At 51.3% G+C, this 10,324-nt stretch carries 13 protein-coding genes; 7 read left to right on the top strand and 6 right to left on the bottom strand.

The window, feature by feature from the left end; genetic code table 11:
* Window positions 1–166 precede the first annotated feature (166 nt).
* From cmoB to FTE26_RS11400, 5 genes are read right to left on the bottom strand one after another with little or no spacing between them, the layout of a single operon-like run.
* Window positions 167–1,138: a tRNA 5-methoxyuridine(34)/uridine 5-oxyacetic acid(34) synthase CmoB gene (cmoB, locus tag FTE26_RS11420; RefSeq protein WP_000564745.1), complete on the bottom strand. Its 972-nt coding sequence runs from the start codon at window positions 1,136–1,138 to the stop codon at window positions 167–169.
* Window positions 1,135–1,878, bottom strand: a complete 744-nt coding sequence (cmoA, locus tag FTE26_RS11415) for a carboxy-S-adenosyl-L-methionine synthase CmoA (protein ID WP_000019588.1) — start codon at window positions 1,876–1,878, stop codon at window positions 1,135–1,137. Before cmoA ends, cmoB begins: the two co-directional genes overlap by 4 nt.
* A 40-nt stretch (window positions 1,879–1,918) precedes the next feature.
* Window positions 1,919–2,314, bottom strand: a complete 396-nt coding sequence (locus FTE26_RS11410; RefSeq protein WP_000252979.1) for an MAPEG family protein — start codon at window positions 2,312–2,314, stop codon at window positions 1,919–1,921.
* A gap of 52 nt (window positions 2,315–2,366) precedes the next feature.
* A complete protein-coding gene (locus tag FTE26_RS11405) occupies window positions 2,367–3,185 on the bottom strand; it encodes a DUF72 domain-containing protein (RefSeq protein ID WP_000639274.1) in 819 nt (272 codons plus the stop codon).
* Window positions 3,182–3,748, bottom strand: coding sequence for a hydrolase (locus tag FTE26_RS11400; RefSeq protein ID WP_000891620.1), 567 nt, complete (start codon window positions 3,746–3,748; stop codon window positions 3,182–3,184). The genes FTE26_RS11405 and FTE26_RS11400 overlap by 4 nt, the downstream gene beginning before the upstream one ends.
* A gap of 309 nt (window positions 3,749–4,057) precedes the next feature.
* On the opposite strand from FTE26_RS11400, the gene aspS reads away from it, so the two are divergent.
* From aspS to ruvC, 4 genes are all read left to right on the top strand, one after another.
* Entirely contained in the window at window positions 4,058–5,830 is a 1,773-nt protein-coding gene (gene aspS / locus FTE26_RS11395; RefSeq protein ID WP_001258662.1) for an aspartate--tRNA ligase, read from the top strand.
* Between the two features lie 117 nt (window positions 5,831–5,947).
* On the top strand, window positions 5,948–6,400 hold the full coding sequence (gene nudB / locus FTE26_RS11390; protein ID WP_032157611.1) for a dihydroneopterin triphosphate diphosphatase: 453 nt from the start codon (window positions 5,948–5,950) through the stop codon (window positions 6,398–6,400).
* Window positions 6,401–6,428: 28 nt separating this feature from the next.
* On the top strand, window positions 6,429–7,169 hold the full coding sequence (locus FTE26_RS11385; protein ID WP_000907248.1) for a YebC/PmpR family DNA-binding transcriptional regulator: 741 nt from the start codon (window positions 6,429–6,431) through the stop codon (window positions 7,167–7,169).
* A 34-nt stretch (window positions 7,170–7,203) separates the two neighbouring features.
* Entirely contained in the window at window positions 7,204–7,725 is a 522-nt protein-coding gene (gene ruvC, locus FTE26_RS11380; RefSeq protein WP_001295503.1) for a crossover junction endodeoxyribonuclease RuvC, read from the top strand.
* 1 nt (window position 7,726) lies between these two features.
* On the opposite strand, the gene FTE26_RS11375 is transcribed toward ruvC, so the two are convergent.
* Window positions 7,727–8,329, bottom strand: coding sequence for a YebB family permuted papain-like enzyme (locus FTE26_RS11375; protein ID WP_001024920.1), 603 nt, complete (start codon window positions 8,327–8,329; stop codon window positions 7,727–7,729).
* A gap of 70 nt (window positions 8,330–8,399) precedes the next feature.
* Here FTE26_RS11375 and yobI point away from each other — a divergent pair, with 70 nt between their 5' ends.
* From yobI to ruvB, 3 genes are all read left to right on the top strand, one after another.
* Window positions 8,400–8,465, top strand: coding sequence for a stress response small protein YobI (gene yobI / locus FTE26_RS11370; protein ID WP_001386853.1), 66 nt, complete (start codon window positions 8,400–8,402; stop codon window positions 8,463–8,465).
* Between the two features lie 138 nt (window positions 8,466–8,603).
* Window positions 8,604–9,215 (top strand): Holliday junction branch migration protein RuvA, encoded by a 612-nt coding sequence (ruvA, locus tag FTE26_RS11365; RefSeq protein ID WP_000580328.1) that lies wholly within the window; start codon window positions 8,604–8,606, stop codon window positions 9,213–9,215.
* An 8-nt stretch (window positions 9,216–9,223) separates the two neighbouring features.
* On the top strand, window positions 9,224–10,234 hold the full coding sequence (gene ruvB / locus FTE26_RS11360; protein ID WP_000568519.1) for a Holliday junction branch migration DNA helicase RuvB: 1,011 nt from the start codon (window positions 9,224–9,226) through the stop codon (window positions 10,232–10,234).
* Window positions 10,235–10,324 lie beyond the last annotated feature (90 nt).

Below are 10,324 nucleotides of genomic sequence, written 5' to 3'. Positions count from 1 at the left end.
CGCCTGACGGCGCTGTGTCTGGCATGCCTGCAATCCGGGAAACCGGACCAGGAAAAAACTTGCAGGCCATAACAGTATCTACATAGTCCCTGCAATAGATTGAATTAGCAAGGGTTTGTAGGCCGGATAAGGCATTCACGCCGCATCCGGCAGTAATACCAGACCTTTACGGCTTGCGCGCAATCAGCACCGCGCGTTTAGGCGCAGGATAACCTTCAACTGTCTTACTCGGATCATGTGGGTCGAGGAAATCGGACAGAGATTCGGTAACCATCCATTCAGTGCGTCGCTGCTCTTCAGTAGTGGTAACGCACACATCCACAATGCGGATATCTACAAAACCACACTTCTTCAGCCAGTTTTTCAGCGCCAGCGCGGAAGGGATGAAATAGACATTACGCATTTGCGCGTAACGATCGCCTGGTACCAGCACCGTGTTCTCATCGCCATCAATAACCAGCGTTTCCAGCACCAGTTCACCCTCATTCACCAGTTGATCTTTCAACTGCCAGAGATGCTCCAGCGGCGAACGGCGATGGTAAAGCACGCCCATCGAAAAGACGGTATCAAAGGCTTTCAGTGCCGGAAGCTGTTCAATACCTAACGGTAACAAATGTGCGCGCTGATCGTTACCCAGTAGTTTACGCACCGCTTCAAACTGGCACAGAAACAGTTGCGTAGGGTCGATCCCCACCGCGAGGTGCGCGCCTGCGCCAATCATGCGCCACATGTGATAACCGCTGCCGCAGCCGACATCCAGAATGGTGCGTCCGGTTAAATCAGAAAGATGGGGCAGAACACGATCCCATTTCCAGTCGGAACGCCATTCGGTATCGATGTTGACGCCATACAGTGAGAACGGCCCTTTGCGCCATGGCATCAGGTTCCGCATAAGCGTTTCAATGCGTTTAATTTGCCCGGTGCTCAGTGGCTCTTCGCTTTCGGCGGTTACGCTATGCAATAAATCCAGACGATACGGTTTAATTTCAGGCAGAAATTCCACCGCGTTGGACCACTGCTTAAACAGCCCGTGCTGCTGCTCGCGCTGCCAGTTAGCAATCTGCGCGGGCAGCGTTTCGAGCCAGTGTGAAAGATGATTTTTGGCAATCAGAGAATAAAAGTTACCAAAGTCGATCATGCAGCGTCCTCTGCTTTTAATGCCACCAGTGAACCAAAGTTAAAGCACTGGAACCACAGCTCGCTATGCTCAAAACCGGCTTTATGCAGGCGTGCTTTATGGGTTTCCACGGAATCGGTCAGCATCACGTTTTCCAGCATGCTGCGCTTCTGGCTGATCTCCAGTTCGCTGTAACCGTTGGCACGTTTAAAGTCGTGGTGCATGTTGAACAACAGTTCACCAACTTTGGCATCTTCGAAACTGAATTTTTCCGAAAGCACCAGCGCGCCGCCCGGGTTCAGTCCTTGATAAATTTTATCCAGTAATGCCTGGCGCTCGGAAGGTTCCAGGAATTGCAGGGTAAAATTCAGCACCACCATCGATGCGTTTTCAATGGCGATATCGCGAATATCACCTTCAATGACGTCTACTGGCGTAGGGGCTTTATAGGCGTCAATATGACGACGGCAGCGTTCAATCATCGCCGGGGAGTTGTCGATGGCAATAATTTTGCAATTATCATGATGAATGTTGCGACGCACCGAGAGCGTCGCCGCGCCCAGAGAACAACCCAGATCGTAAACCTGCGTACCAGGTTGAACGAAGCGCTCGGCTAACATACCAATCATGGAAATAATATTGGAATAGCCGGGAACGGAACGCTGGATCATATCCGGGAAGACTTCAGCTACCCGTTCATCAAAGGTCCAGTCGCCCAGTCTGGCGATAGGGGCAGAAAATAGCGTGTCGCGGTGAGACATAACGTAAAAATCCGGGAAAAAGAAAGTGGCGTATTGTGCGCTAACGCAGGGAGAAAACCAACTCCCAGGGCATATACCAAAGATTCGCCAGCACCATCAGCAACAGCGCACACCAGGTGGCGCTCATGCCGGAACGTCGCCAGCGGAACAGACGGTGATGAAAACCGTAATAATGCATCAGACGACCAGCAAGCAAAACGATGCCGCAAATATGCACCATCCAGGTTTCTGCGCCATTCATTTCCATAAACAGCATCAGCACAATCGCGATGGGAATATATTCCACCGCGTTACCATGAATGCGAATAGCGCTTTGCAGTTCGCTAAAACCACCGTCACCATAGGCAACGCGGTACTGCAAACGCAAGCGAACGACATCAAAAGAGAACTTCATTAATAACAACGCACTTAAAACGGCATACAGCGCGCTTACCATACAAACTCCCTTTAAAATGGCCGATGGCACCTGTCTATGATAGGTGGCAAATTCAGAAAAGAGAAGATTGCTGTGGAATAGCCGGAACTGCTCCGATCTCTGGAAGCGTTTTACGTAAGTCTTCCCACAGGGTATGTACCAGTTCCGGGGCCTGGGCAATGTCTGGCGTATGTAAAAAAAGATAAGGCGTAGTGGTCTGATGCCACTGCGCTAATTTCTGTAACCAGACCTGAAATAATTCCCGGTTTTGCGTCATATCATCACTCCCGATAAAACGGATCAGCGGATTTGTCGCCGTCAGTACAGCATGTACCGGAACTTTAGGTTTTTTTCGTTGAGCGTCGCGAATAGCTTCACTGTGTGGACGTGCTGCATGAACCGGGCGGCTGTCTAAAATCACCCGATTAACGCCGCGCTGATGTAAACCGCGATTAAGCGTTTGTTCCTCTTCCCCTTTGGCGAAAAACTGTGGATGGCGGACTTCCACACCATAATTAAATTCGCCAGGGAGAGAATCGAGAAAATGCCAAAGCGCAGGCAGCTCCCGTGGGCCGAATGTGGCAGGCAGTTGCAGCCAGTATTGCCCAATGCGCGGAGCCAACGGTGACATGCGGGTCAAAAATTCAGTCACTAAATCATCGCAATGTCGTAATGCTGCCTGATGCGAAATGGTCGCCGGAAACTTAAAACAGAAGCGGAAGTCATCTGTGGTCTGTTCACGCCAGCGCAGGACAACCTCGGGTTTCGGCAGGGCGTAAAGCGTGGTGTTGCCCTCCACGCAGTTAAAGTGGCGGGCATACTCTTCAAGGCTGGTGATCCCCAACCGCACCCATTTAGGATGCGACCATTGCGGTAGACCGATGTAAATCATAACGCGTGAAGGATCTCTTCCACGCTACGCACACGGGCGATGCGTGGGTAGATATGGTTGATGCTGTTATTGTGCTGCTCGGCGCTGGCGGCACTACAGGCGTCTTCGGCAATCACCAGATTAAAGCCAAGTTCCCAGGCATTGCGGGCGGTGGATTCAACACCGATATTGGTCGAGATCCCACATAACACTATTGTATCGATACCTCGGCGGCGTAATTGCAACTCCAGATCCGTACCGTAAAACGCACCCCACTGACGTTTGATGATTTCGATATCACTGTCAGTTGCACCTAATGCAGCTGGATGTTGCCACCAGTTTTCGGGCAACACTTTAGCGGGGGAGGGGGCATCAACCGGCTGTTTTAATGCTTCGGCGTAATCGGCAGACCAGCCAACTCGCACCAGAAACACGGGCTGACCGCTGGCGCGAAATTTCGCCGCCAGCTTCCCGGCGCGATTAACTACCTCATCGGCAGTATGTGGACCACCGGCAAAAGGTAAGATGCCTTCTTGTAAATCGATCACCACCAACGCAGTGGTTTTAGCATTAAGTTCAAGCATGCTGACTCCTGAAAAAACAAAATCGTGCCTCACACCTTAATGCGATTAGCCGATGGCGGAACGACAAATTTTGTTAATTTTTATGAGTTCGGGCAACACCTTTATAGCAAACTGGCGTAGAGTCTGATTTCAGGCCCGATATAAAGTGGTAACGAGGCGTTCCAGCGCGGGCCAGGCTCTTACGGTGCGGCAGAATTTCCAGTATAATAGCCGCCTTTTTTCATTCAGTTGTGACATACAGCTAACGCTGCGACTTGGTCACCTGCGCAGCAGGGGGCATCCGCCGGCAGCTAAGTTAAGGGATATCTCATGCGTACAGAATATTGTGGACAGCTCCGTTTGTCCCACGTGGGGCAGCAGGTGACTCTGTGTGGTTGGGTCAACCGTCGTCGTGATCTTGGTAGCCTGATCTTCATCGATATGCGCGACCGCGAAGGTATCGTGCAGGTATTTTTCGATCCGGATCGTGCGGACGCGTTAAAGCTGGCCTCTGAACTGCGTAATGAGTTCTGCATTCAGGTCACGGGCACCGTACGTGCGCGTGACGAAAAAAATATTAACCGCGATATGGCGACCGGCGAAATCGAAGTGCTGGCGTCCTCGCTGACTATCATCAACCGCGCAGATGTTCTGCCGCTTGACTCTAACCACGTCAACACCGAAGAAGCGCGTCTGAAATACCGCTACCTCGACCTGCGTCGTCCGGAAATGGCTCAGCGCCTGAAAACCCGCGCTAAAATCACCAGCCTGGTGCGCCGTTTTATGGATGACCACGGCTTCCTCGACATCGAAACTCCGATGCTGACCAAAGCCACGCCGGAAGGCGCGCGTGACTACCTGGTGCCTTCTCGTGTGCACAAAGGTAAATTCTACGCACTGCCGCAATCCCCACAGTTGTTCAAACAGCTGCTGATGATGTCCGGTTTTGACCGTTACTATCAGATCGTTAAATGCTTCCGTGACGAAGACCTGCGCGCTGATCGTCAGCCTGAATTTACTCAGATCGATGTGGAAACTTCTTTCATGACCGCGCCGCAAGTGCGTGAAGTGATGGAAGCGCTGGTGCGTCATTTGTGGCTGGAAGTGAAGGGCGTGGATCTGGGCGATTTCCCGGTAATGACCTTTGCGGAAGCAGAACGCCGTTATGGTTCTGATAAACCGGATCTGCGTAACCCGATGGAACTGACCGACGTTGCTGATCTGCTGAAATCTGTTGAGTTTGCAGTATTTGCAGGTCCGGCGAACGATCCGAAAGGTCGCGTTGCCGCTCTGCGCGTTCCGGGCGGCGCATCGCTGACCCGTAAGCAGATCGACGAATACGGTAACTTCGTTAAAATCTACGGCGCGAAAGGTCTGGCTTACATCAAAGTTAACGAACGCGCGAAAGGTCTGGAAGGTATCAACAGCCCGGTAGCGAAGTTCCTTAATGCAGAAATCATCGAAGCCATCCTGGATCGTACTGCCGCGCAAGATGGCGATATGATTTTCTTCGGTGCCGACAACAAGAAAATTGTTGCCGACGCGATGGGCGCACTGCGCCTGAAAGTGGGTAAAGACCTTGGTCTGACCGACGAAAGCAAATGGGCACCGCTGTGGGTTATCGACTTCCCGATGTTTGAAGACGACGGTGAAGGCGGCCTGACGGCAATGCACCATCCGTTCACCTCACCGAAAGACATGACTGCTGCAGAACTGAAAGCTGCACCGGAAAATGCGGTGGCGAACGCTTACGATATGGTCATCAATGGTTACGAAGTGGGCGGTGGTTCAGTACGTATCCATAATGGTGATATGCAGCAGACGGTGTTTGGTATTCTGGGTATCAACGAAGAGGAACAGCGCGAGAAATTCGGCTTCCTGCTCGACGCTCTGAAATACGGTACTCCGCCGCACGCAGGTCTGGCATTCGGTCTTGACCGTCTGACCATGCTGCTGACCGGCACCGACAATATCCGTGACGTTATCGCCTTCCCGAAAACCACGGCGGCAGCGTGTCTGATGACTGAAGCACCGAGCTTTGCTAACCCGACTGCACTGGCTGAGCTGAGCATTCAGGTTGTGAAGAAGGCTGAGAATAACTGATATGACTCAAATACACGAAATCATTCGCGTTGCATCAAGGCGGCAACTGAGTGAACTCCCATGAGCATAGATAACTATGTGAATGGGATGAGCGAAGGCAGTCAACGAAGAGGCAGCGTGAAGGATAAAGTGTATAAGCGTCCCGTTTCGATCTTAGTGGTCATCTATGCACAAGATACGAAACGGGTGCTGATGTTGCAGCGGCGTGACGATCCCGATTTCTGGCAGTCGGTAACCGGCAGCGTGGAAGAGGGTGAAACCGCGCCGCAAGCTGCCATGCGCGAAGTAAAGGAAGAGGTCACCATTGATGTTGTCGCTGAACAACTGACCTTAATTGACTGTCAGCGCACGGTAGAGTTTGAAATTTTTTCACATTTACGTCATCGCTATGCGCCGGGCGTGATGCGTAATACGGAATCATGGTTCTGTCTTGCGCTTCCGCACGAGCGGCAGATCGTTTTCACTGAACATCTGGCTTACAAGTGGCTTGATGCGCCTGCTGCGGCGGCGCTCACTAAGTCCTGGAGCAACCGGCAGGCGATTGAACAGTTTGTAATTAACGCTGCCTGAACAGGCAGGGCTATCTGGAGATATTTTTATGGCAGGTCATAGTAAATGGGCCAACACCAGACATCGTAAAGCTGCGCAGGATGCTAAGCGCGGTAAAATCTTCACTAAAATCATTCGTGAGCTGGTAACCGCGGCTAAGCTGGGCGGTGGCGATCCGGACGCTAACCCGCGTCTGCGTGCGGCGGTGGATAAAGCACTGTCTAACAACATGACCCGTGACACACTGAACCGCGCAATTGCACGTGGTGTGGGCGGTGATGATGATGCAAACATGGAAACCATCATCTACGAAGGTTACGGTCCTGGCGGCACGGCAATCATGATTGAATGTCTGTCTGACAACCGCAACCGTACCGTTGCTGAAGTGCGTCATGCATTCAGCAAATGTGGCGGTAACCTCGGTACTGATGGTTCCGTAGCCTATCTGTTCAGCAAAAAAGGCGTGATCTCCTTCGAGAAAGGCGATGAAGACACCATCATGGAAGCAGCACTGGAAGCAGGTGCTGAAGACGTTGTGACCTATGATGACGGCGCGATTGATGTCTACACTGCATGGGAAGAAATGGGTAAAGTGCGCGACGCTCTGGAAGCGGCAGGTCTGAAAGCAGACAGCGCGGAAGTTTCCATGATCCCGTCTACCAAAGCTGATATGGATGCAGAAACCGCACCGAAACTGATGCGTCTGATCGATATGCTGGAAGATTGCGACGACGTGCAGGAAGTTTACCATAACGGTGAAATCTCTGATGAGGTTGCAGCGACTCTCTGATGAGGCCTGCTAAACAGCAAAACGGAGACGCGTGATGGCTATTATTCTCGGCATTGATCCGGGTTCGCGCGTGACCGGCTATGGCGTCATCCGCCAGGTAGGCAGGCAACTGTCCTACCTGGGTAGTGGATGCATACGCACCAAAGTGGATGATTTACCGTCTCGTCTGAAGCTCATCTATGCGGGCGTGACGGAAATCATCACCCAGTTCCAGCCTGATTATTTCGCCATTGAACAAGTCTTTATGGCGAAGAACGCTGACTCAGCCCTGAAACTGGGCCAGGCGCGCGGCGTGGCGATTGTGGCGGCGGTGAATCAGGAATTGCCGGTATTTGAATACGCGGCACGTCAGGTAAAGCAAACGGTGGTAGGTATTGGTAGCGCCGAGAAAAGCCAGGTGCAGCATATGGTCCGCACCTTGCTGAAACTGCCCGCTAATCCACAAGCGGATGCCGCTGATGCGTTAGCTATCGCGATTACCCATTGTCACGTCAGCCAGAATGCAATGCAGATGAGCGAATCGCGGCTGAACCTGGCGAGAGGGCGACTGCGTTAAGTTATACCGCCTCGGTCAGTTCAGGCTGAGGCGTTTCAACTCCCTCCGCGTGAATCAACACCAAACCCGGATGATGCCACAAACTGGCTGGCGTGACGGTTTTACGCTCCCACGGAATAGAACCTAAGAACCAGAATTTCCAGAAAGTGAGTTTTGCATTCGGATTGCTATTTAACAGTTGTCCAAACGTCTCTATTTCACCCACCGGAATACATAGCGCCTCTTTATAAATATCAAAGACAAATTTTGAACAGAACTGGCGGGAAGATTCGTATTTAAAACCCGTGTGGTAAAGTTTGCGTAGCCGGGAGGGAACCTGTACAACAATTCGTTGTTTCTGTTGTTCTGTCAGCCCGGCGTCTAATCGCTTTATAGCATAGCGTTGATTAGCAGAGCGTTTAATAAAACGGGATAGCGTAGTGATGGTTGAGAGGGGAACACGGCTTTCTGCAACCAGAAAGTCTTCACCGTTATGACCGATAATGATCCCGACGTGATTACTCCAGCAGTTTGATGCAGCTGATATTTGACCAAATAAGGCAGCACCTATACATGTAAAGACGATATCACCAATTTCATATTCAGCAGGGTAATTAATATTCACGTTGTCATTCCATTGAAATAGATATGAATATACGTAATAGCATAAAAAATTTATTATTTCAGGAGTCGCAATGTATATTTTTATTACGCATTTCTTCACTGAATATGTAATATTCAAATATTTGCTTCCAATATAACCTGTAGAATAAATTATACTGCGCCATTTTTCAGATCGTTGGGACGCCTCGCAAGTTTTCTTCATCCTTCGCTGGATATCTATCCAGCATTTTTTTATCATACAGCATTATCTTTGATTCATTACGCAGGAGCGTCATGTGATAGGCAGACTCAGAGGCATCATCATTGAAAAACAACCCCCGCTGGTGTTAATTGAAGTGGGCGGCGTAGGCTATGAAGTGCATATGCCGATGACCTGTTTTTATGAACTCCCTGAAGCGGGTCAGGAAGCGATCGTTTTCACCCACTTTGTGGTGCGTGAAGACGCGCAACTGCTGTACGGTTTTAACAATAAACAAGAGCGCACATTGTTCAAAGAGTTGATCAAAACCAACGGCGTCGGCCCGAAGTTGGCGCTGGCGATCCTCTCCGGAATGTCAGCGCAGCAGTTCGTTAATGCCGTTGAGCGTGAAGAAGTGGGGGCACTGGTGAAACTGCCGGGTATTGGCAAAAAAACCGCCGAACGCTTGATTGTTGAAATGAAAGACCGATTTAAAGGTTTGCATGGCGATCTCTTTACGCCAGCCGCCGACCTGGTACTCACGTCACCTGCCAGCCCGACGACCGACGATGCTGAACAGGAAGCGGTTGCCGCGCTGGTGGCGCTGGGCTATAAACCACAAGAAGCAAGCCGCATGGTGAGCAAAATCGCTCGCCCTGACGCCAGCAGTGAAACATTAATTCGCGAAGCCCTACGCGCCGCGTTATGAGGTAAAGGATGATTGAAGCAGACCGTCTGATTTCTGCCGGTACCACTTTGCCGGAAGATGTAGCAGATCGCGCCATTCGCCCTAAATTACTGGAAGAGTATGTTGGTCAGCCGCAGGTTCGTTCACAGATGGAGATTTTCATCAAAGCAGCGAAACTGCGCGGCGATGCCCTCGATCATCTGTTGATTTTTGGTCCTCCGGGGTTGGGTAAAACTACGCTTGCCAACATTGTCGCCAATGAAATGGGCGTTAATTTACGCACGACTTCTGGTCCGGTGCTGGAAAAGGCGGGCGATTTGGCTGCGATGCTCACTAACCTTGAACCGCATGACGTGCTGTTTATTGATGAGATCCACCGTTTATCGCCAGTTGTTGAAGAAGTGCTGTACCCGGCAATGGAAGACTACCAACTGGATATCATGATTGGTGAAGGTCCGGCGGCACGCTCCATTAAAATTGATTTGCCGCCGTTTACCCTGATTGGTGCAACCACGCGCGCAGGTTCGCTGACATCACCGTTGCGCGACCGTTTTGGTATTGTGCAACGTCTGGAGTTTTATCAGGTGCCGGATCTGCAATATATCGTCAGTCGCAGCGCACGCTTTATGGGGCTTGAGATGAGTGATGACGGCGCGCTGGAAGTTGCTCGTCGAGCTCGCGGTACGCCGCGCATTGCCAACCGTCTGCTGCGTCGAGTGCGTGATTTCGCCGAAGTGAAGCACGATGGCACCATCTCGGCAGATATCGCTGCTCAGGCGTTGGATATGTTGAATGTCGATGCTGAAGGTTTCGATTATATGGACCGCAAGTTATTGCTGGCGGTAATCGATAAGTTCTTTGGTGGGCCGGTAGGTCTGGATAACCTTGCGGCAGCCATTGGCGAAGAACGTGAAACCATTGAGGATGTGCTGGAACCTTATTTGATTCAGCAAGGCTTTTTGCAGCGTACACCGCGTGGGCGTATGGCGACGACGCGGGCGTGGAATCACTTTGGCATAACGCCGCCAGAAATGCCGTAAGTCGGATTGGTCGCTCGCGCCGCATCCGACACTGGCAGTGTGTCTGATGCGACACTGTTCGCGTCTTATCAGGCCAGCCAGAGATAGCGA

This window comes from Escherichia sp. S10b, from assembly GCF_028421345.1.
Taxonomy (GTDB): Bacteria; Pseudomonadota; Gammaproteobacteria; order Enterobacterales; family Enterobacteriaceae; genus ECMA0423.
Note: the sequence above shows the minus strand (reverse complement) of the source record. Positions and strands in the feature narration are given on the sequence as shown.

Coding starts and splice junctions, on each gene's coding strand:
- FTE26_RS11385 (WP_000907248.1), top strand. CDS start 6,429: ATGGCAGGTCATAGTAAATGGGCCAACACCAGACATCGTAAAGCTGCG.
- aspS (WP_001258662.1), top strand. CDS start 4,058: ATGCGTACAGAATATTGTGGACAGCTCCGTTTGTCCCACGTGGGGCAG.
- FTE26_RS11400 (WP_000891620.1), bottom strand. CDS start 3,748: ATGCTTGAACTTAATGCTAAAACCACTGCGTTGGTGGTGATCGATTTA.
- ruvB (WP_000568519.1), top strand. CDS start 9,224: ATGATTGAAGCAGACCGTCTGATTTCTGCCGGTACCACTTTGCCGGAA.
- cmoA (WP_000019588.1), bottom strand. CDS start 1,878: ATGTCTCACCGCGACACGCTATTTTCTGCCCCTATCGCCAGACTGGGC.
- ruvC (WP_001295503.1), top strand. CDS start 7,204: ATGGCTATTATTCTCGGCATTGATCCGGGTTCGCGCGTGACCGGCTAT.
- cmoB (WP_000564745.1), bottom strand. CDS start 1,138: ATGATCGACTTTGGTAACTTTTATTCTCTGATTGCCAAAAATCATCTT.
- FTE26_RS11405 (WP_000639274.1), bottom strand. CDS start 3,185: ATGATTTACATCGGTCTACCGCAATGGTCGCATCCTAAATGGGTGCGG.
- FTE26_RS11410 (WP_000252979.1), bottom strand. CDS start 2,314: ATGGTAAGCGCGCTGTATGCCGTTTTAAGTGCGTTGTTATTAATGAAG.